This is a genomic window from Micromonospora globbae (assembly GCF_036184225.1).
GTDB classification, from domain to species: Bacteria; Actinomycetota; Actinomycetes; order Mycobacteriales; family Micromonosporaceae; genus Micromonospora; species Micromonospora globbae.
On the sequence record NZ_CP108084.1, the window covers coordinates 4,618,429 to 4,639,675 of the forward strand.

The window sequence follows — 21,247 nt, forward strand, 5'->3', positions numbered from 1 at the left end:
TTGCACTTTCGGCCCCCGCTCTGCGGCTTTAGGCCCGCTTTGTCGGGTCAGAAAGTGCAAGATCGCGGGGGCGGGTCAGCGGCGGGGGCCCAGGGCGGCGTCGACCGCCCGGGCCAGGGCCGCCACGACCAGACCCACCGAGGGGCGGACCACCGAGTCGTCCAGGCTGACCTCGCCGGAGAATCCGGCGCCGCTGGCGATCTCGGCGAGCCGGCGGCGGGCGTCCTCGGCGGCCTCCCCGCTCACCCCGAGCGCCGACTCCATCCGCAACACCGCCACCAGCGTGGCCAGCGCCGCCGTCCGCTCGTCCGGAGCCACGCCGCTCGTGAGCGCCGCGGCCAGCCGGCGCCGGGTGTCCTCCTCCACGGAGGGGTCCACCACCGGATAGCGGTGCACGTGGATGAAGCCCAGCTCGGTCTCGTCCACGTCACGCACCACACCCTGGCTGCACAGGTCACCGAGGATCCGGTCGCGCAGTCCGTGGCGCAGCCGCTGCACCCAGGAGGACGGGGTGTGCGGGGTGTCCTCCGCGATCCGGGCGAGCACCCCGTCGGCGATCGGCTCGCCCGTGGGCGTCGGGTCGACCACCGTGAGGTTCCCGTCGGCGTACGCGACCCGGCCCGCGAGGGCCAACTCGATCAGCACCGCGGCGGCCATGCCCAGGTCGAGGCTGATCCGGGGCATGGTCGCCCGGCCCGTCTCGTCGTCGTACGCCAGCAGGAGCAACTCCTCGGCGAGCGCAACACCAGTCATGGCCCGGAACGGTAACCGCTGTGCGCACCCCCACGCGTGAACTCGCCCGACGCGCGACGAGCGCGTCGGGCGACCCTCGTGCCGAGCCCGGCGGCCCGCTCAGAAGCGGGCATGCCGCCGAGCTGACGGTCGCCGGCGTCGCCGCGGCCCGGTCAGAAGCGGGGCATGCCGCCGAACTGGCGGTCGCCGGCGTCGCCGAGACCCGGCACGATGAACTTCCGGTCGTTGAGGCCCTCGTCGATCGACGCCGTGACCAGGCGCAGCGGCAGGCCGGAACGCTCCAGGCGCTCGATGCCGGCCGGCGCGGCCAGCACGCACAGCACCGTGATGTCGGTGCAGCCCCGGTCGGCCAGCAGCCGGCAGCAGTGCTCCAGCGAGCCGCCGGTGGCGAGCATCGGGTCCAGCACCAGCACCGGGAGGCCGGTGAGGTCCCGGGGCAGCGACTCCATGTAGGCGCGGGGCTCGTACGTCGTCTCGTCGCGGGCCAGTCCCACGAAGCCCATCGAGGACTCGGGCAGCAGCCCGAGCGCGGCGTCGGCCATGCCCAGGCCGGCGCGCAGCACCGGCACCAGCAGCGGCGGGTTGGCCAGCCGGGTGCCCTCGGTGCCGGTCACCGGCGTCTGGATGGGGTACCGCTCGACCGGGAAGGAGCGCGCCGCCTCGTACACCAGCATGGTGGTCAGTTCGTGCAGCGCCGCCCGGAACGAGGAGGAGTCGGTGCGCTCGTCCCGCATGGCGGTCAGCCGCGACTGGGCCAGCGGGTGGTCAATGACGTGTACGTCCACGATCGCTCAACCTACCGCCCCCTCCCGGCCGGGGGTGCGCCCGCGGGCGGACGGGGCGACGTCGCTCACCCCCGACGGACCCCGCGCCCACCCGACGTGACCAAGATCACTGTGTTGCTGGATGCGTAGACTTCCTGCCATGACGGCGACAGCGACGTCGGCCCGGTCGGACCTCTCCGAGCTGGGACGATCCGAGACCGCTCTGCGGACCTTCCTGCACGGCCTGCCCGGCGTGGACCAGGTCGGCGCGGAGCAGCGGGCGGCACAGCTCGGCACCCGATCCATCAAGACCACCGCCAAGGCCCAGGCCATCGACCTGGCCATCCGGATGGTCGACCTCACCACCCTCGAGGGCGCCGACACCCCGGGCAAGGTGCGGGCCCTCGCCACCAAGGCGCTGCGCCCCGACCCGGCCGACCCGTCCTGCCCGCACGTGGGCGCCGTCTGCGTCTACCCGGCCATGGTCCCGTACGTGGCCGAGGTGCTGCGCGGATCGCAGGTGCACCTGGCCAGCGTGGCGACCGCCTTCCCGTCCGGGCAGGCGCCGCTGGAGGTCAAGCTCGCCGACACCCGGGCCGCCGTCGAGGCCGGCGCCGACGAGATCGACATGGTGATCAACCGGGGCGCGTTCCTGGCCGGCCGCTACTCCGAGGTGTACGACGAGATCGTCGCCACCAAGGAGGCCTGCGGGGACGCCCACCTCAAGGTGATCCTGGAGACCGGCGAGCTGGCCACGTACGACAACGTGCGGCGCGCCTCCTGGCTCGCGATGCTGGCCGGCGCCGACTTCATCAAGACCTCGACCGGCAAGGTCCCGGTGGCCGCCACCCCGCCCGTGACGCTCGTGATGCTCGAAGCGGTCCGCGACTTCCGCGCCGCCACCGGCCGCCAGGTGGGCGTGAAGCCGGCCGGCGGCATCCGCACCACCAAGGACGCGATCAAGTACCTCGTGATGGTCAACGAGACGGTCGGCCCGGACTGGCTGGACCCGGACTGGTTCCGCTTCGGCGCGTCCAGCCTGCTGAACGACCTGCTGATGCAGCGCACCAAGCTGAAGACCGGCGTCTACTCCGGTCCCGACTACTTCACCCTGGACTGAGCGCGATGTTCGAATACGCCCCCGCCCCCGAGTCCCGCTCGGTGGTGGACATCAAGCCCGCGTACGGGCTGTTCATCGACGGGACCTTCGTCGACCCGACCGACGGCGGAAGCTTCAAGTCGATCAACCCGGCCACCGAGGAGGTGCTCGCCGAGGTCGCCGAGGGCGGCGCCGGCGACGTCGACCGCGCGGTCCGGGCGGCCCGTGCGGCGTACGAGAAGGTGTGGGGCCCCATGCCGGGCCGGGACCGCGCCAAGTACCTGTTCCGCATCGCCCGGATCATCCAGGAGCGCTCCCGCGAGCTGGCGGTGCTGGAGTCACTCGACAACGGCAAGCCGATCAAGGAGTCCCGCGACGTCGACATCCCGCTGGTCGCCGCGCACTTCTTCTACTACGCCGGCTGGGCCGACAAGCTCCCGTACGCCGGCTTCGGCCCCGACCCGAAGCCGCTCGGCGTGGCCGCGCAGGTCATCCCCTGGAACTTCCCGCTGCTCATGCTGGCCTGGAAGATCGCCCCGGCCCTCGCCGCCGGCAACACCGTGGTGTTGAAGCCGGCCGAGACCACGCCGCTCACCGCCCTGCTCTTCGCCGAGATCTGCCAGCAGGCCGACCTGCCGGCCGGCGTCGTCAACATCGTCACCGGCGCCGGCGAGACCGGCCGCGCCCTCGTCGAGCACCCCGGCGTCGACAAGGTGGCGTTCACCGGCTCCACCGAGGTCGGCCGGGCCATCGCCCGCGCGGTGGCCGGCACCCGCAAGAAGCTCACCCTGGAGCTGGGCGGCAAGGCCGCCAACATCGTCTTCGACGACGCGCCCGTCGACCAGGCGGTCGAGGGCATCGTCAACGGCATCTTCTTCAACCAGGGACACGTCTGCTGCGCCGGCTCCCGCCTGCTGATCCAGGAATCGGTCGCCGACCGGGTGCTGGAGTCGCTGAAGCGGCGGATGGCCCAACTGCGGGTCGGCGACCCGCTCGACAAGAACACCGACATCGGCGCCATCAACTCGGCCGCCCAGCTGGCCCGGATCCGGGAACTCTCCGAGGCGGGCTCCGCCGAGGGCGCCGAGCGCTGGTCGCCCCCGTGCGAACTGCCCGAGCGGGGCTTCTGGTTCGCCCCCACCATCTTCACCGGCGTCACCCAGGCCCACCGGATCGCCCGGGAGGAGATCTTCGGGCCGGTGCTGTCCGTGCTCACGTTCCGCACCCCGGCCGAGGCCGTGGAGAAGGCGAACAACACGCCGTACGGGCTGTCGGCCGGCATCTGGACCGACAAGGGCTCCCGGATCCTGTGGATGGCCGACCGGCTGCGCGCCGGCGTGGTCTGGGCCAACACGTTCAACAAGTTCGACCCCACCTCGCCGTTCGGCGGCTACAAGGAGTCGGGCTACGGTCGCGAGGGCGGCCGGCACGGGCTGGAGGCGTACCTCAATGTCTGAGCGGGTCGCGGTACGCAAGACGTACAAGCTCTTCATTGGCGGGAAGTTCCCACGCAGCGAGTCGGGGCGGTCGTATCTCGTGCAGGACGCGAATGTGTCGTTGGCCTCCCGCAAGGACGCGCGGGACGCGGTCGTCGCCGCCCGGGCCGCCGTGAAGGGCTGGGCCGGCGCGACCGCGTACAACCGGGGTCAGATCCTCTACCGGGTGGCCGAGATGCTGGAGGGCCGGCGCGAACAGTTCGTCGCGCTCGGCGTGCCCGGCGACGAGGTCGACGCGGCCGTCGACCGCTGGGTCTGGTACGCCGGCTGGTCCGACAAGCTGGCCCAGGTGTACGGCGGGGCGAACCCCGTGGCCGGCCCGTACTTCAACCTCTCGGCGCCCGAGCCGACCGGCGTCGTGGCCGTGGTGGCCCCCGAGCGGCCCGCGCTGCTCGGCCTGGTCAGCGTGATCGCCCCAGCCGTCGTGACCGGCAACACGGTGGTCGTGGCCGCCTCGCCGACCGAACCGCTGGCTGCCGTGACGCTGGCCGAGGTGCTCGCCACCTCCGACCTGCCCGGCGGCGTGGTCAACATCCTCACCGGCCGGCTGTCCGAGACCGTGCCGACGCTGGCCGCGCACATGGACGTCAACGCCATCGACCTGACCGGGGTCACCGACGCCGAGCAGGCGGCCGACCTGGAGGTCAGGGCCGCGGAGAACCTGAAGCGGGTGCTCCGGCCGGCACCGGCCGACCACGACTGGTTCGCCGACCCGGGGCTCACGCGCATGACGGCGTTGCTGGAGACGAAGACCGTGTGGCATCCGAAGGGGGTCTGATCCGGGTTACCTGGGAGCCACCTCCCTCGGCCGATTCCGGGGCGCCCACGCGCCTCTGCCGGCTTCCGGTGGAGGCTCCTCTGCCGGTTTCGGGGCCACCTTCTCTGCCGGTTTCGGGGCCACCTTCTCTGCCGGTTTCGGGGCCACCTTCCTCTGCTGGTTTCGGGGCCACCTTCCTCTGCTGGTTTCGGGGGAGCCCCACCCGCTCCGGGCGGTCAGGCTTGATCCCTCCGCGGGCGGGGCTCCCCCGAAACCTCGGTGGTCCAGGCCCGTCCGTGGGGTTGGGCTTGTGGGCTCTGGCGGGCGTGGGTGCTTGATCTGCGGGTGACCGGAGCAGATCCTCCGCTCCTGCCGCTGACAGTGGGTGCCCGGGACAGCGCGTTGCCCGGTGCCGGCCGCATCGAGTCGATCAACGCTGCACCCTGAAGTGCCCACATCAAGGGTCGTGCGCGACCCGTTGTGCCCTCCCAGTTCGTCGGTCGAACGGCCACCCGGCGGGCCACCGCACGACGCCCTCGGCGTGGCGCGGTCACTCATCAAGGGCTGCGTCCACGGGAGTGGTGTACGACTTGCCCGTGATGGGCGTGTTGCGTAGATGAGAGACGGCCATCGCGTGATCCTTCGAGACGACCAAGTCATAGAAGGAGAGGAACGCGATGGCCGTATCTGAGAGTGTGAACCCTGTTGACCTGCTGCGCGAGCAGATCGAGGGCGCGTCGCCGGACGTGTTGCAGGCGATGATCAAAACGTTCGCGCAGGCGTTGATGTCCGCCGAAGCCGACGCCATGTGCGGCGCCGCGTATGGGCAGCGCAGCGACGAACGGGTCAACTCCCGCAACGGCTACCGGCATCGGGAGTGGGACACCCGCGCCGGGACGATCGATCTGGCGATCCCGAAGCTGCGGTCCGGCTCGTACTTCCCGGACTGGCTGCTGACGCACCGCCGGCGGGCCGAGCAGGCCCTCGTCTCGGTCGTGGCCACCAGTTACCTGCTCGGAGTCTCCACCCGGCGGGTGGAGAAGTTGGTCGAGCAGCTCGGGATCCGGCAGTTGTCCAAGTCGCAGGTGTCGGAGATGGCCGCCCACCTGGATGCCCAGGTCGAGGCGTTCCGCAACCGGCCCCTGGACTCGGAGCACTACACGTTCGTGTGGATGGACGCGCTGACGATGAAGGTCCGCGAAGCGGGCCGCACGGTCAACGTGCACGCCCTGATCGCCGTCGGTGTCAACGCCGACGGCCAACGCGAGGTGTTGGGCCTGGACGTGGCCTCCGACGAAGACGGCGCCGGCTGGTTGGCGTTCCTGCGGTCGTTGACCGCCCGCGGCCTGACCGGCGTCCGCCTCGTGATCTCCGACGCCCATGCCGGCCTCGTCCAGGCCATCGGCGCGGCCCTGCCCGGAGCCTCGTGGCAGCGCTGCCGGACCCATTACCTGCGGAATCTGCTGACGAAGGTGCCGAAGTCCGCGCAGCCGTGGATCGCGACCCTGGTGCGCACGATCTTCGACCAGCCCGACGCCGATGCCGTCCGCGCCCAGTTCCAGCGGGTGGTGGCCACGATCGAGGCGAAGTTCCCCGCTGCGGCAGAGCACCTCGACCAGGCACGCGACGACCTGCTCGCCTTCACCGGCTTCCCGCGCGAGATCTGGCGCCAGATCTGGTCGAACAACCCGCAGGAACGGTTGAACAAGGAGATCCGCCGCCGCACCGACGTCGTCGGCATCTTCCCGAACCGGCCGGCGATCATCCGCCTCGTCGGCGCCGTCCTCGCCGAACAGACCGACGAATGGACCGAAGGCCGCCGCTACATGGGCCTCGAACTACTCACCAAAGCACGCCTGGTCAACATCGAGACCGACCAACACGACACCAGCCAGCCCGACCCAGCACCGATCGCCGCCTAACATCAAACCGGATCCCGCGATGGCCGTCTCCTACACCACCAGCGCGGACGCGACCCTCATCAAGATCGCGCAAGTTCCTGGATGTTGTTGGTTCGAGGGGCGAGCGAGGCCACAACTTCCCGGAAGTTGTGGGGTGGCCGCGCCGTCGAGGCGACAACTACCCGGGGTCGTCGCCTCGCCTCGGCGCGCACGCCGGCCACGACGTCCGTGTCGTTCGGCCGGGGGCGCGGTCCAGGGCACGCCTTCCCCACTGCCGGCGGATCGGCGTGGGGCGGGCCGCCCACTTCTCGGAAGTCGTCGGATCGGCCCACGGTCGAAGCCACAAGATCCTGGACGTTGTCGGGTCGGGCGGGAGACCACAAGGTCCTGGATGTTGTCGGGTCGGGGCGTGGTTGAGGCCACTACATCCTGGATGTTGTCGGGTCCGGGGCGCGGGCGGGGCGCGTCCGGGGCGCGGGCTGGGCGGGGCGCGTCGAGGGCGGCGACCTCGTGGCGTTGGCCCCCCGCGGCTGGCTGGTCTGCCCTGTCTCAGATGGGCGGGTCTACTACGGGGGGTAGGATTGGTCTGTGACGCGGCTTGGTGATCTCGAACGTGCGGTGATGGACGTGCTGTGGGACACGGTCCCGAGCACGTCGGACGGCGTGACCGTCCGCGAGGTCGCCGACGCGCTGGCCGGTCGGGAGCTGGCCTATACGACGGTGATGACTGTGCTCGACCGGCTGGCCGGCAAGGGCATGGTGGAGCGCCAGCGGGAGGGGCGGGCCTGGCGGTACCGGGCCGCGGCCAGCCGTGAGGCGCACATCGCCCAGCTCATGCTCGACGCGCTCGACCTCGGTGGCAGCCGGGACGCCGCGCTGGTGCGCTTCGCCCGCTCGGTGACCGGCACGGAGGCCGAGGTGCTGCGCGCCGCTCTGGCCGCCGAGGCCACGGGCGGTGCTCCGGGCGGGCAGGGCACTGCCCGGCCGGCCGACACCGGCGGCGGGCACACCGGTCCGGGCGCCCTGACCGACCGGATCGAGGGGCCGACGAGCGGGCGGGTCACCCGTCCGCCGGCCGACGAGGCAGCGGACAGGTAGGGGGCGGCGGCCGTGGCGTACGCTCTGCACTTCGCCGCGACGGTGCTGGCCTGCTGGCTGACCGCCCAGGTGCTGGCCCGCTCGACCTGGCCGTGGCACAGCCCCCGCGTGGCGATCGTCTGCTGGCAGGCGGTCGGGCTCGCGGTCGGCCTCGCCGCGATGGGCCTGCCGATGGCGCTCGGCCTGGCCGCGTACGACCTGCCGCCGGGAAGCGCCCTGGTCGCCCTCTTCGACGACCTGCTGCACGACCGGCTGCCCGCCGGGGTGAACGTCCTGCACCTGGCCGGTGTGGGTGTCGGCTTCGGCATCGGTGCCGTGCTGCTGACCACGACCGTACGCAGCATCCACGGGACGCTGCGCGCCCAGCGCCGGCACCGGGAGCTGCTCGCCCTGGTGGCCCGGGACGACCCGGCCGTACCCGGGGCGCTGGTGCTCGACCACCCGAGCGCGGCGGCGTACTGCCTGCCGGGGGTGCGGCCGCGGGTGGTGGTGAGCGCGGGCGCGTTGAGCCTGCTGGACCGCGCGGAACTGGACGCGGTGCTCACCCACGAGCGGGCGCACGCCCAGGAGCGGCACGACCTCGTGCTGCTGCCGTTCACGGCGCTCAGCCGCGCGCTGCCGTGGGTCCGCTGGGTCCGCGAGGCGTACGAGCGGGTCGCCCTGCTGGTCGAGATGCGCGCCGACGACAAGGCGCGCGAGCTGCACCCCGAGTCGCTGGCCGCCGCCCTGCGCCGCTTCGCCACGGCGGGCCACCGGGTCACCCCGGCGGGTGCCCTCGGGCTCGGTGACCGGGACCTGGACGTCCGGGTGCAGCGCCTGCTGGTCGTCGCCGAGCCGCCCCGGATCCTGCTGCTCACGGCGCTGGCCGTCGCCTCGACGCTCGTCGCGTTGCCGATCTCGCTCTTCCTCAGCTGATCGGACCACCCCCACCGCTACTACGTCTTGTCGTAAAGTCGACTACGACATGATGTAGTAGTTATAGGTAGGGAATCTACGTGTAGGCTCTCTACGACAAGCGAGCCAACCGTTGGAGAGCCGGCCATGGACACCCTGCTCCTCGCCCGACTTCAGTTCGCGACCACGACGTCGATCCACTTCCTCTTCGTGGTCGTCACACTCGGCCTGGTCACCCTCCTGGTCGGGATCCAGACCGCCTGGGTGGTCACGGGCAACCCGAAGTACGAGCGGCTGACCCGGTTCTGGGGCCAGCTGTACGTCATCAACTACGTGCTCGGCATCGCCACCGGCATCGTCATGGAGTTCCAGTTCGGGCTGAACTGGAGCGGGCTGTCGCGCTACGTCGGCAACGTCTTCGGCGCGCCCCTGGCCATCGAGACACTGGTCGCCTTCTTCCTGGAGTCCACGTTCCTCGGCATGTGGATCTTCGGGTGGCACCGGCTGCGGCGCGGCGTGCACCTCGCGCTGCTGTGGGGCGTGGCGCTCACCGCGTACGCCTCGGCGTTCTGGATCATGGTGGCCAACTCGTGGTTGCAGAACCCCGTCGGCTACGAGGTCCGCGACGGGATCGCCCACCTCACCGACTTCCCGGCGCTGCTCACCAACCCGAGCCTCGGCATGGCGTTCGGGCACGTCGTCTCGGCGGCCCTGCTGGTGGGCGGGATGCTGATGGCGGCGGTCAGCGCCTACCACCTGATCCGGCGCACCCCCGACTTCGCGATCTTCCGCACCTCGCTGCGGATCGGCGTGGTCACCGCGGCGCTGGCCATCACCCTGGTGCAGGGCTTCGGCTTCGCGCAGTTCGGCCCGGTCGGCGCCGTGCAGCCCACCAAGTTCGGCAGCGGCGCCGATGCGGACGCGCTCATCGCCGAGTGGACGGCCCGGTTCGGCCCCGGGGACTACACCCCACCCGTGCTCGCCAACGTCGGGCTCGGCTTCATGATCCTCATCGGCATGGGCCTCGGCGCGCTCTGGCTGCTGCTGCCCCTGCTCTGGCGGGACTGGGTCATCCGGCTGCGCTTCCCGCTCTGGCTGCTGCTGCTCGGCCTGCCGCTGCCGTTCGTCGCGGTGATCCTCGGCTGGATCGCCCGCGAGGTCGGCCGCCAGCCCTGGGTGGCGTACGGGCTGCTGCCGGTCGACCAGGCCGTCTCTCCGGTGGCCGCCCCGGTGATGCTCGCCTCGCTGATCGGGTTCAGCCTGCTGCTCGGCACGCTCGCCGTCACCAACTGGACGCTCATCGCCCGGCACGCCGCCCGCGGGGCGGACGATCCCGCCCTCGGCCGGCCGCCGGGCCATCCCGCCGACCTCCGTCCCGAACCCGCCTTCGCGTGAGGAGCGATCGTGGAACTCGCCTGGTACGCCCTGCTCGGCCTCTTCTTCGCCACCTACCTGGTCCTCGGCGGCTACGACTACGGCGTCGGGCTCGCACTGGCCGGCGACGCCGACCCGCGCCGCCGCCGGACCGCCCTCAACGCCGTCGGCCCGTTCTTCCTCGGCAACGAGGTCTGGCTCGTGGCGGCCGTCGGCATCCTGTTCGGCGCGTTCCCGCTGCTGGAGGGCGAACTGCTCGCCGGGTTCTACCCGGCCGTGCTCGGCGCGCTCGCCGGGGTGATCCTGGTGACCGCGGGGGTGCAGCTGCGGAGCCGGCCCGCCCGCGAGCGGATCCGGGCGCGGTGGGACCGGGTCGTGGTCGTGGGCAGTGCCCTCGCCGCGCTCGGCTGGGGCGCGCTGCTCGCCGGGCTGCTCCAGGGCGTACCGCTGCACGCCGACGGCCACGTCGCCGGGCTCGGCCACCTGTTCACCCCGTTCGCGGCGGCCGCCGCGCTGGCCACGGTGGCGCTCGTGGCGGTGCACGGCGCGGCCTTCCTCGCACTCCGGCTGCCGGCCGCCGACGCCGCGGGCGCCGCCCGGCTCACCCGCCGGCTGGTCCCGGTGGCGCTCGCCGCGGTCGGCGCGGCCACCGTCCTCGGTCTCCTCTCCGACCGGGTACGCGCGGCCGTGCAGCGACCGGCGCTCGGCGTACTGCTGCCCGTGGCGCTGGTCGCGGCGCTGCTGGCGGCCCGGGCGGCGCTCCACCGCCGGCGGCCCGGGCTGGCGTTCGCCGCCACGTCGGTGGCCCTGGCGCTGCCCGTGGCGCTGGTCGGCGCGGCCCTCTGGCCCTTCGTGCTCGTCTCCACGGTCGATCCGGGCGCGTCCCTGACCGTGGCCGACGCGGCGGCCAGCGAGCCGACCCTGCGCCTGCTCGGCTGGCTCGTGCTGCCGCTCGCGCCGGCCCTACTAGGCTTCCAACTGATGTGCTGGTGGGTGTTCCGGGGACGGATCGACGGCAGGGCACCGGTGTACTGGTGAACCGCCGCCCCTTCGACCCGCGTCTGCTGCGTCGGGTCCCCGCGGCCCGCCGCGACCTCGCCCTGCTCGCCCTGCTCGGGGTGATCGCCGCGGGGCTGGTCGTCGCGCAGGCGACCGCACTGGCCGCGCTGCTCGCCACCGCGTTCGACGGACGCCTCGACCGGCCCGCCCTGGTCGGCTTCGCGGCCACCGTGGCGGCCCGCGCGCTGCTGGTCTGGGCACAGGGCACCGTGGCCGCCCGGGTGGCCGCCACGGTCAAGGCCGCGCTCCGCTCCGACCTGCTCGCGGCCGTCGGGCGGCACGGGCCCGGCTGGGTGGCCGGCCAGCGGGCCGGGCAGCTCGCCACCCTCGCCGGGCGTGGGCTGGACGCGCTGGACGCCTACTTCACCGGCTACCTGCCGCAGCTCGTGCTCAGCGTCACCGTCCCGCTGGCCGTGGTCGCCCGGATCGGCCTCGCCGACTGGAGCTCCGCGGTGATCATCGTGCTGACCCTGCCGCTGATCCCGATCTTCGGGGCGCTGCTCGGGTGGCAGGCGCAGGCCGCCACCGAACGCCAGTGGCGGCGGCTGTCCCTGCTCGGCGGGCACTTCCTCGACATGGTCGCCGGGCTCCCCACGCTGCGCGCCTTCGGTCGCGCCCGGGCGCAGGTCGACGTGGTGCGCCGCATGGCCGACGGGCACCGGGCCGCCACCATGCGGACGCTGCGCATCGCGTTCCTCTCCGCCCTCGTGCTGGAGCTGGTCGCCACCCTCTCGGTGGCGCTCGTGGCGGTGCCGGTCGGCATCCGGCTGCTCGGCGGCGGGCTCGCCCTGCAGACCGCGCTGCTGGTGCTGCTGCTCACGCCCGAGGCGTACCTGCCGCTGCGGGCGGCCGGCAGCCGGTTCCACGCCAGCATGGAGGGGCTCACCGCCCTCAACGACGCGTTCGCGGTGCAGGAGGGCGCGCCGGCCCCGACGCGGGACGGCGCGGCGGGCGCGCGCCCGGTGCCGGACGGCCGGGGCGAGATCCGGTTCGAGGCCGTGACGGTGGCGTACGAGCGGACCACGGCGCTGCGCGACGTGACGCTGACCGTCCGGCCGGGCGAGCGGATCGCGGTCATCGGCCCCAGTGGCGCCGGCAAGAGCACCCTGCTCGGGCTGCTGCTCGGCTTCGTCACCCCGACCAGCGGCCGGGTGACCGTCGACGGGGTGGACCTGGCCGACGCCGACCTGGACGCCTGGCGGCGCCAGCTCGCCTGGGTGCCGCAGCGGGCGCACCTCTTCGCCGCCTCGCTGGCCGACAACATCCGGCTCGGCGCGCCGGACACCCCCGACGCGGCGCTTTCCGCCGCGGTCCGCGACGCGGCGCTCGACGAGGTGGTCGCCGGCCTGCCCGAGGGCCTCGGCACGGTGCTCGGCGAGCGCGGGCACGGCCTCTCCAGCGGGCAGCGGCAACGGGTGGCGCTGGCCCGGGCGTTCCTCCGGGACGCCCCCGTCGTGCTGCTGGACGAACCCACCGCGCGGCTGGACAGCGCGTCGGAGGCGGTCGTCCTGGCGGCCACCGGCCGCCTCGTGGCCGGCCGTACGGCCCTGCTGGTCGCGCACCGCCCGGCGCTGCTGGAGAACGCCGACCGGATCCTGCGGATCGAGGACGGCCTGGTGACCGAACTGGTGTCCACCCCGGCCGGAGAGGCGACCCGATGAGCACCGCCCCCCGACGTCGCCGGCCGGACCGCACCGGCGGGGCGGTGACGGGCCCCGCCGAGTTCGACGTGGCCGGCCCCGCGGCGGTCGACCCGCCCGTCCGCACCGCGGACCGGCCCGCGCCCCCCGTACGCGCCGGGGCGGCGGAGCGCGCCGTGCTGCGGCTCGCGCGCCCGTACCTCGGCCGCCTCGTCGGGGCCGGCCTGCTCGCCGCCGCCACCGAGTTCGCCGGGCTGGCCCTCATGGCGACGGCCACCTGGCTGTTGATGAGCGCCGCCGGACGGCCACCGCTGGACCGGCTCACCGTGGCCATCGTCGCCGTGCGCGCGCTGGCGATCAGCCGCGGTGTCCTCCGCTACACCGAGCGGCTCGCCGGGCACGACGCCGTGCTCCGGATGATCACCGACGTCCGGGCCCGGGTCTTCGCCACCCTCGCCGCCCGGCGGGCGCGCGCCCCGCGCTCCGGGGACGCGCTGAGCCGGCTCGTCTCCGACGTGGAGGCGGTCCAGGACCTGCTGCTCCGGGTGCTCGTCCCGGGCGCCGCGGCGGTGCTCGTGAGCGTCGTGGCGGTGGGCGGCGCCGTCCTGATCTCGCCGCCGGCCGCCGCGGTGCTCGCCGCCGGGCTGCTCGTCGCCGGGCTCGCGCTGCCCGTCCTGGCCACCGCGCTGACCCGGCGCAGCGCGGCCGAACTGGCCCCGCTGCGCGGCGCGCTGGCCGCCGACGCCGTCGACCTGACCCACGGCGCCGCCGACCTGGCCGCGTTCGGCGCCACCGACTCGGCGTTGGACGCCGCGACGGGGCGCGCCCGGCGGCTCGCGCGCCTGGAACGCCGGCTCGCCGCCGCCGGATTCGCGGTGGACGCGGCGGGCACCCTCGTCGCGGGACTCACGGCCGGCGCGGTGGTGCTCGTCGCGCTCGCCGCCGACGTGCCCGGCGTGCTGGTCGGCGTCCTGGCGGTCGGCACCCTGAGCGCCGTCGAGATCGCGTTGGCGCTGGTCGGCGCGGCCCGCCAGCGGACCCAGCTCGGCGCCGGGCTGACCCGGGTGGCCGCCCTGCTCGGCGACACCACCACGGCCCCGACCACCCCGCCCGCCGACGCGACCGCCACGGCTCCGACCATCCCGCCCGACGGCGCGACCGCCGCGGCGCCGAGCGCCCCGCCGGCCGGTACCGGCCGCGCGGGCGAGGGCGGACCGGAGGCGATCCGGGCCGAGGCGTACGAGGTCCGGCTCGACGAGGTGACGGTCCGGTACCGGGCCGGTGGCGCGCCGGCGCTCGACCGGGTGACCCTCGACCTTCCGCCGGGACGGCGGGTGGCCGTGGTCGGCCCGAGCGGCGCCGGCAAGAGCACCCTGGCCGCCGTCCTGACCGGCGCCGTACGCCCCGAGGGCGGCCGGGCGACGGTGGGCGGGCGGGACCTCACCGCGTACGCCGAGGACGAGCTGCCCCGGGTGGTCGGCGGCCTGCTCGCCGAGGCGTACGTCTTCCACGCCACCGTCCGGGAGAACCTCCTGCTCGGCCGGCCCGGCGCGGGCGAGGAGGAGCTGGCCGCCGCGGCGGCCGCCGCCGGCCTGCTCGACTGGGTACGCGCCCAGCCGGCCGGCTGGGACACCGTGGTCGGCGAGGAGGGCGGGCAGCTCTCCGGCGGGCAGCGGCAGCGCCTCGCCCTGGCCCGGGCGCTGCTGGCCGCGCCACCCGTGCTGGTGCTCGACGAGCCGACCGAGGGGCTGGACCCGACCGCCGCCGACGCGGTGCTCGCCTCGGCGCTGGCCGCCACGCCGGCCGCGCACTCGGTGCTGCTGATCAGCCACCGGCTCACCGGCCTGGCCGGGCTGGACGAGATCGTGGTCCTGGACGCCGGGCGCGTGGTGCAGCGCGGCCGGCACGCCGACCTGGTCGCGGCGCCCGGCTGGTACCGGGACCAGTGGCTGCTCCAGGAGGCGGCCGAACGCGGGTACCTGGCGCTGACCCCCTGACCGTCCCTCGGGGTCGTCCCGGGGTTCTCCCCGACGACGGGACGTCGCGGACGTGGCAGGGTGGGACCATGCCGCGCTACGACGACGTCCTCGTGGAGGATCACCTGCGGGAGCTGGCCGTGCGGCTGCGCGGCCCGGCCCGGATGAAGGCCGACCTGCTGGCCGAGGCGCGGGACGGCCTGCTCGACGCGGTCGAGGCGTACCGCGCGGACGGGCTGCCCGGCGCGGAGGCCGAGCGGCGCGCGGTGGCCGAGTTCGGCAGTCCCGCGCAGCTCTTGCCGGCCTGGCAGGCCGAACTCGCCGTGGGGGCGCTGCGCGGGCTGTCACTGCGGGTCCTCGCGCTCGCCTCGGTGCTGGTGGTGGGCGGGGACCTGACCTGGCGGGGTGCGAGCTGGAGCGACGGCCCCCGGCCGCCGGAGGGCTACCTGTTCCTCTCGGCCTCGGTGAACGGGGTCTGGGTGGCGGCGCTCGCGTTGGCGGCGGCCGGGCTGCTGCTGGTCCGGGTCGCGGCGCGGTCGGCGCATCCCGCCCTGCCGGCGCTCGTCCGGCTGGCCGGCGTCGGGCTCCTCGCCTCGCTGGCGATCGGCGTGCTGACCGGCGCCAGCCTGTTCGGCTGGTCGGTCGGGCTCTGGGACGCGGCTCTCACCTGGCCCCCGATGATCATCGGGGCGATGGTGGTGGGCGCCGGCTACCTGTGGATCGGCCGGGCCGCCCTCACCTGGCTGCTCGCGACGCGCTGAGCCCCGGCCGGTGACGTCAGGCGGGTGCGGCGGGCGGCGTGCCGGGCAGATTGCCGACGGGGTCGAGGAAGCGCCCCACGGTCGTGCTGAACTCGCGCCAGCCGGCCCGCTCCCCGGCGAGCGCCCGGCGCCCGGAGTCGGTGAGCTGGTACGTCCGCCGCTCCCGCCCGTTGACGGTGCTCCAGGTGCTGACCACGTGCCCGGCCCGCTCCAGGCGGCGCAGGGCGGGATAGATGGTGCCCGTCGGCAGGTCGAGGGTGCCGCCGCTGCGGGCACGGAGCGCCTCGATGATGGCGTAGCCGTGCAGGGCGCCCCCCTCCAGCACCGCCAGCAGCAGGGCGTCGAGGTGTCCGTGCAGCGCCTGGGCCTTCATGCGTAGCTACGCTACAGGTTGACGGGCGAGATCGCCAGGGAGCCGGCGACCGGCCTTCGGGGTGCGGGCACCGCCGTCCCGGAGAGGCCCACTAGGGTATGTGCCCAGAGTCACTCGCCGGCCGACGCGCCGGCGGGTGGGCAGCCCGAAGCACACGGAGGTCAGCGTGGCCCGCCAGTCGCCTCAACGGCCCGACGCCGACGAGCCCGAGCTCGACGACACCGCCGACCCGGTCGAGCCGGAGGAGACCGACACCGGTCGTGCCGCAGCCGACGCCGACCGGTCCCTCTGGGAGTCCGTCGGGATCGACCCGGTGGAGATCGCCCTTCCCGCCGGCACCGGCTTCACCCTGCGGGCGTACCGGCCGGCGCGCGAGGTGACACCCACCGACGTCACCGAACGGGACCAGGACGACCCGTTCCTCGCCCGCCGCCAGGTCATCGAGGAGGAGGACGACGAGACCGTCGTCATCCTCGACGAGGACGTGGCGGAGGAGTTCGCCGAGAGCGAGGAGGAGGACGCGCGCCGCCGCCGCGAGTCCGGCGACGAGGAGGCCGACACCGACGAGGAGGAGGCCGCCGACGAGTCCGGCGACGAGGAGGTGCCGCTCTTCCTCAGCCACAAGGGTCGGCTGTTGCTCTTCAAGACGCCGGAATCTCTGGTCAGCTTCATCCGGTCCGGCGCGCCCAACGATCTGTCCCAACTGGACAGCTGGCGAGAACTGTCCGAACGGGTGGAACCGGCCGACATCGCCCCGCTGGACGAGGACACCTACGAGCTCGACCTCGTCGTGGAGAACCTCCGCGGCGGGCACGACACGTGGGATCCGACGCTGCTGATCGAGGCCGGGGAGATCGCCCGTGACCTCTCGTACGCCCTGCGGCTACCCGCCGTGCTCGACATGCTCTCCACCGGCTCCAGCCTCGACGACCTGGACGAGGCCCTGCGGGGCACGGTCAACGGTGGGATCGGCGCCTTCCTCGCCCGGCGGCGGCTGAAGAAAATCGGGGCACAAACCGCAAGTCTCGGTTGGCGCACGATTGTCGGCAAGATCTCTGCGGTCGTGGACTGGCGCGACTGACCCCGACCGGGGAGCATCAGTCTCTGGCAGAGGAACACCTGTCCCGGGAGGAGGACGACGCCGTGGCGCTCGTGCGCGTGTACTGCGGTCTGGCCTCGGCGGATCCGGCCGACCGACCGGCCTCGGCCGGCTCGACGCTGACGTCCGCTGTGGTCGATGACGCAGGACGTCTGCTGCATGTCTGCGAGATCGGCGACGACCCCGCTGGCTACGCCCAGCTGGTCGCGCTGCTCGTGGAGCGGTCGGGCGGGCCGAGCGGTGCGGCGATCGCCGCCGACAGCGACGACCACACGGTCACCTCGCTGCTCAGCGCGGCCGGGCGTCCCCTGGCCATCGCCGACGACGACTCGGTCGACGACTTCGCCGAACGGTTCGCCGACGACGACTCCCTGGAGGAGATGCAGTCACCGCCGGCCGAGCGGCGGGCCGTCGGCCTGGCCCGCGCGTTGCAGGCGGGCGCGCTCTCCGCGGTCACCCTCCCCGCGCCCCGCGACCTCGCCGGCTACAAGCAGGTCCTCGCCGCGCACGCCGCGCTCGCCAGTGGCCGCCACTCCGCCGCCGTGGCGCTGCGCGAGGTGCTCCGGGAGCTCTACCCGGCCGCGCTGCGGGCGTACCCGGACCCGGCCGAGCCGGTCCCGCTGGCCGTGCTCGACGCGCTGCCCGAGCCGGGCATGCTCGGCGGCACCGTCGCCCGCGGCCGTGAGGTGTCCGTCGCCGCCGACGCCATCGTCACGCACCTCGTGGCCGACGGCGTCGCCGAGGCCGCCGAGATCGAGGAGGCCGTCACGGCGCTCCGCGTCGCCATCTCGGAGACGCCGCGCCGAGCCACTGTCAACCGCACGCTCACGTCCGCCGTCGCGGAGACCGTCCGGCAGGCGGTCGCCTCGGTACGGGCCTGCGACGCCGGCTGCGAGGCGCTCGTGGGCGCCCTCAACACACGGGTCACCACGCCCGCCCCCGGCCGCCGCGCCGCCGCCCGTCGGGGCGACCACGACCTGCCCGGCATGGGGAACACCAGCGCGGGGCTGCGTACGCTCCGTCCCGCGGCCGCCGAGCCCACGTCCTCGGGCGGTCGGCGCAGCCGTCCCGAGCCGGTCTCCGCGGGCAGCCCGCCGCCGGCCCCACGGCCGGTCGCACCGCCGCCGGTCGCACCCGAACCCGTCACGCCGCCGCCGGTCGCACCCGAGCCGGTGACCCCGGCCGCCCTGGCCGGCCCACCTGTGTCCGCCCCGCCCGGGCGGACGGACGCACCCACCAACCGGCCCGTCTCGGCGCCGCCGCCCCCGCCACCGGGGATCACGCCCATCGCGCCGTCCCAGCGGGGCAAGGTGCCGCCGGCCGAGGCGGGCGAGCCCTTCCGGCCCACGTTGACCACCGCGGCGATCAACAGCGCCCGCGCCGAGCGGCAGCGCACCGTGATCCCGCCCCGGCCCAAGACCAACGGGGACTCCGGCCCGCCCACGGGCGGGTTCAGCGCCACCGACCTCACCATCCCGGTGCCCGCTCCCCGTCCCGACGCGGAGTCCGCGCCGCCCGGCTCGCGGGCCAACTGGCCGCTGGTCAACAACCCCGAGAACCCGGCCGACAGCTCCCCGAACAACCCGGCCGCGTACTCGTACGGCGAGCGCGGCGTCGACGCGCCCACCGACCCGGGTGTGGGCGAGCGGGTCACCCCGCCGTGGCTCGCCGACGACCTGCCGCAGGAGCCGCCCATGCTGCGGCTCGTGGAGCCTCCGCCGCTGGAGGACCGGGCGCTGCGGGAGAACACCGGCCAGCACCTGGAGGTGCCGCCGCTGCGGTTGGTGGACGGGCCGGACCCCGGCCGTACCGGCCGCCCCGCCGCCCGTTCCGAGCGCCCGGCCGTCGAGCACCGGCCGCCACCTCCGGTCGAGCACCGGCCGCCGCCCGTGGCCGACGAGAGCGGCGACGGCGACCTGCTCATCTTCGCCCAGGCCAAGTCGGCCTGGTTCGTCGGGCACAACGACGACGTGGACCTCGACTGGTCGACCACCGCCGACAGCGGCTGGCAGGCCGCCGAGCAGGCCGCTCGGCCCGCCGTGGGAGCCGAGACCAAGGCCGGGCTGCCCAAGCGCGTGCCGCAGGCCAACCTGGTGCCCGGCTCCCCGCTGCGGGAGGAACGGCCCCTGCGCATCGTCCGCGACGCCGCGAGCCTCGCCGAGAACACCACCGGCTACTTCCGCGGCTGGCGTCGCGGGCAGGAGATCGGCGGCTTCGCGGTGGGCGGACGCCCCGGGCGGGAGGCCGCCGGCGGATGGGACTTCAGCCGCGACCACGGCGACCGCGACGACGACCGGGAGTACGAGTACCGCTCCGCCGGCTACCGCTCCTGACACCGCCACGAGAGCCCCCGCCTGACCCGGCACGCCGCCGGATCGGACGGGGGCTCCACCGTGTCCCGGCCGAGTGGTCAGGCCGCGGCTTCAAGCTGCGCCCTATGCCGGGCCGGACGACGGGCCGCGTGCCGGGGTCGGACGACGGGCCGACGGGCCGGGGTCGGACGACGGGCCGACGGGCCGGGGTCGGACGACGGGCCGACGGGCCGGCGCTGGAGGCAGGCCCGGTGCCGGGGCTGCGTGCCGGGGGCGGGCGGCCGATGATCCCACTACATCCGGGATGTTGTTCCCTCCCAGTGCGGCCGAGGTCACAACATCCAGGAAGTTGCGGGCTTCCGCGCGCAGACGCCGCCGCCACGGGAGACCGGGGCCCACCGGCGGGCGCGTGCGGCTGTGGTGGGGCACCGGTCGTGTGAGCGGCGAGCGACGGGTCCCCTGTGGGCAGAGGGCCGGTGCGGATGCGGCCAGTCGAGCAGAGTCAGATGGGGTCGGGCGGGGAGGAACCGGCGCATGGGGCTCCCTGTGAACAGCGGGGAACGCACGCCAGCGGCGGGGGCGGGCAGCAATGGCGCTCTTTGCGGCCGAGGGCACCGGTCGGGCCCGACCGGGCCTACGAAGTCTTCTGTGGGCGGCGCCCCCGGTGGAGTGTGGTGCTAGCGGGAGGAACCGGCGTATGAGGCCCCTGTGGACCGCACGGCGGGTGTACCGCTGAACGAGGCCCTCCGGCGTGCCAGGGGGCGCCAGACCGGCGCACGACGTTTCATCTGGACAGTGAGGAGTGCCCGCTGATGAGGGAGCGACCGGGCCTACGAGGCTCCTCTGGGCAACCGTGAGCGCCCGGTGCGGCCAAGCCGCACCGGGCGCGTCGACGAACGACCGTCAGGCCGGCGCGACCGCCCGCGACCGGCGCATGGTGAGCACGTACTCGACCAGCGAGATCAGCACGTGCTTGGTCGACTCGCGGTTGCGGGCGTCGCAGGCCACCACGGGCACCTCGTTCGAGATCGCCAGCGCCTCCCGCACGTCCTGCGGGTCGTGGTACTGCATCCCGTCGAAGCAGTTGATGGCCACCAGGTACGGCAGCCGCCGGTGCTCGAAGAAGTCGATCGCCGCGAAGCAGTCGGCCAGCCGTCGGGTGTCGACCAGCACGACCGCGCCGATGGCGCCGCGTACCAGCTCGTCCCACATGAACCAGAACCGCGTCTGACCCGGCGTACCGAACAGGTAGAGGATCAGGTCACGGTCGATCGTGATGCGGCCGAAGTCCATGGCCACCGTGGTCGTCGCCTTGCCCGGCACCTGCCGGGTGTCGTCGACGCCCACACCGGCGGAGGTCATGATGGCCTCCGTGGTCAGCGGCGTGATCTCCGAGACCGAGCCGACCAGCGTCGTCTTGCCGACGCCGAATCCACCGGCGATAACGATCTTCGCCGACGTCACGCGCCCGCTCGGGGTCGGCGGGCGGTGCGACATGTCAGAGCCTGCGAAGTCCACTCAGCACCCTCTCCAGCAGTTCAGTGCCCACCGCGTCGTTCGAGTCGTCCAGAATGGTCGGCTCATGGACCGCGACCAGGCCGTCCGTCGCCATGTCGGCGATGAGCACCCGGGCCACACCGAGCGGGAGCTGCATCCGCGCCGCGATCTCGGCGAGCGACTGGACGCGTCCGTCACACAGCGCGGCGATGTACTGGTGCTCGCGGCCCCCTCCACCACTGCCGTTGGCAGCGGCCCGGCCGCGCACCGTCGTCTCGACGAGCGCCTCCAGCGCGATGTCGAGTCGAGGACGGGTACGACCGCGGGTCACGGCGTATGGACGGACCAACGCGCCGGTCGGTTCATCACGATCGGCCATGTCGCCGCTCACCTC

At 74.1% G+C, this 21,247-nt stretch carries 18 protein-coding genes; 13 read left to right on the forward strand and 5 right to left on the reverse strand.

All coding sequences use genetic code 11. The annotated features are described in order from the left end of the window. Positions 1-75: 75 nt before the first annotated feature. Together OG994_RS20670 and upp are read right to left on the reverse strand one after the other, a co-directional pair. Entirely contained in the window at positions 76-753 is a 678-nt protein-coding gene (locus OG994_RS20670; protein WP_120327600.1) for a GOLPH3/VPS74 family protein, read from the reverse strand. 152 nt (positions 754-905) lie between these two features. After that, positions 906-1,538, reverse strand: a complete 633-nt coding sequence (gene upp, locus OG994_RS20675) for a uracil phosphoribosyltransferase (RefSeq protein WP_120327597.1) — start codon at positions 1,536-1,538, stop codon at positions 906-908. A 139-nt stretch (positions 1,539-1,677) separates the two neighbouring features. On the opposite strand from upp, the gene deoC reads away from it, so the two are divergent. The 11 genes from deoC to OG994_RS20730 all read left to right on the forward strand — a co-directional run bounded on the left by deoC (position 1,678) and on the right by OG994_RS20730 (position 15,572). Beyond that, entirely contained in the window at positions 1,678-2,637 is a 960-nt protein-coding gene (deoC, locus tag OG994_RS20680) for a deoxyribose-phosphate aldolase (RefSeq protein ID WP_120327596.1), read from the forward strand. A 5-nt stretch (positions 2,638-2,642) separates the two neighbouring features. Continuing rightward, positions 2,643-4,073, forward strand: coding sequence for an aldehyde dehydrogenase family protein (locus OG994_RS20685; RefSeq protein ID WP_120327595.1), 1,431 nt, complete (start codon positions 2,643-2,645; stop codon positions 4,071-4,073). Continuing rightward, the gene (locus OG994_RS20690) at positions 4,066-4,890 is read left to right on the forward strand and encodes an aldehyde dehydrogenase family protein (RefSeq protein WP_328850675.1); all 825 of its coding nucleotides are present in this window, start codon (positions 4,066-4,068) and stop codon (positions 4,888-4,890) included. Before OG994_RS20685 ends, OG994_RS20690 begins: the two co-directional genes overlap by 8 nt. Before the next feature lie 656 nt (positions 4,891-5,546). Next, positions 5,547-6,791: an IS256 family transposase gene (locus OG994_RS20695; protein ID WP_328850676.1), complete on the forward strand. Its 1,245-nt coding sequence runs from the start codon at positions 5,547-5,549 to the stop codon at positions 6,789-6,791. 567 nt (positions 6,792-7,358) lie between these two features. Beyond that, positions 7,359-7,868, forward strand: a complete 510-nt coding sequence (locus OG994_RS20700) for a BlaI/MecI/CopY family transcriptional regulator (RefSeq protein ID WP_120327593.1) — start codon at positions 7,359-7,361, stop codon at positions 7,866-7,868. Between the two features lie 12 nt (positions 7,869-7,880). Beyond that, positions 7,881-8,783: a M56 family metallopeptidase gene (locus OG994_RS20705; RefSeq protein WP_328850677.1), complete on the forward strand. Its 903-nt coding sequence runs from the start codon at positions 7,881-7,883 to the stop codon at positions 8,781-8,783. Between the two features lie 126 nt (positions 8,784-8,909). Beyond that, positions 8,910-10,157: a cytochrome ubiquinol oxidase subunit I gene (locus tag OG994_RS20710; RefSeq protein ID WP_328850678.1), complete on the forward strand. Its 1,248-nt coding sequence runs from the start codon at positions 8,910-8,912 to the stop codon at positions 10,155-10,157. Between the two features lie 9 nt (positions 10,158-10,166). Further along, positions 10,167-11,174 carry a cytochrome d ubiquinol oxidase subunit II gene (locus tag OG994_RS20715; protein WP_328850679.1) on the forward strand — a complete coding sequence of 336 codons (1,008 nt, stop codon included), beginning with the start codon at positions 10,167-10,169 and terminating at the stop codon, positions 11,172-11,174. After that, positions 11,171-12,856: a thiol reductant ABC exporter subunit CydD gene (cydD, locus tag OG994_RS20720; protein ID WP_328850680.1), complete on the forward strand. Its 1,686-nt coding sequence runs from the start codon at positions 11,171-11,173 to the stop codon at positions 12,854-12,856. Before OG994_RS20715 ends, cydD begins: the two co-directional genes overlap by 4 nt. Next, positions 12,853-14,832: a thiol reductant ABC exporter subunit CydC gene (gene cydC / locus OG994_RS20725; RefSeq protein WP_328850681.1), complete on the forward strand. Its 1,980-nt coding sequence runs from the start codon at positions 12,853-12,855 to the stop codon at positions 14,830-14,832. The genes cydD and cydC overlap by 4 nt, the downstream gene beginning before the upstream one ends. A gap of 68 nt (positions 14,833-14,900) precedes the next feature. Then, positions 14,901-15,572, forward strand: a complete 672-nt coding sequence (locus OG994_RS20730; protein ID WP_328850682.1) for a permease prefix domain 1-containing protein — start codon at positions 14,901-14,903, stop codon at positions 15,570-15,572. 16 nt (positions 15,573-15,588) lie between these two features. On the opposite strand, the gene OG994_RS20735 is transcribed toward OG994_RS20730, so the two are convergent. After that, entirely contained in the window at positions 15,589-15,945 is a 357-nt protein-coding gene (locus tag OG994_RS20735; RefSeq protein WP_328850683.1) for a PadR family transcriptional regulator, read from the reverse strand. Between the two features lie 136 nt (positions 15,946-16,081). On the opposite strand from OG994_RS20735, the gene OG994_RS20740 reads away from it, so the two are divergent. Beyond that, the gene (locus OG994_RS20740) at positions 16,082-17,026 is read left to right on the forward strand and encodes a DNA primase (RefSeq protein WP_328850684.1); all 945 of its coding nucleotides are present in this window, start codon (positions 16,082-16,084) and stop codon (positions 17,024-17,026) included. A gap of 38 nt (positions 17,027-17,064) precedes the next feature. Beyond that, on the forward strand, positions 17,065-19,377 hold the full coding sequence (locus OG994_RS20745; RefSeq protein WP_328853759.1) for a serine/threonine-protein kinase: 2,313 nt from the start codon (positions 17,065-17,067) through the stop codon (positions 19,375-19,377). An 882-nt stretch (positions 19,378-20,259) separates the two neighbouring features. Here OG994_RS20745 and OG994_RS20750 read toward each other — a convergent pair. Next, on the reverse strand, positions 20,260-20,853 hold the full coding sequence (locus OG994_RS20750) for a GTP-binding protein (RefSeq protein ID WP_328850685.1): 594 nt from the start codon (positions 20,851-20,853) through the stop codon (positions 20,260-20,262). A 1-nt stretch (position 20,854) separates the two neighbouring features. Then, positions 20,855-21,232 (reverse strand): DUF742 domain-containing protein, encoded by a 378-nt coding sequence (locus OG994_RS20755; protein ID WP_120327765.1) that lies wholly within the window; start codon positions 21,230-21,232, stop codon positions 20,855-20,857. Positions 21,233-21,247 lie beyond the last annotated feature (15 nt).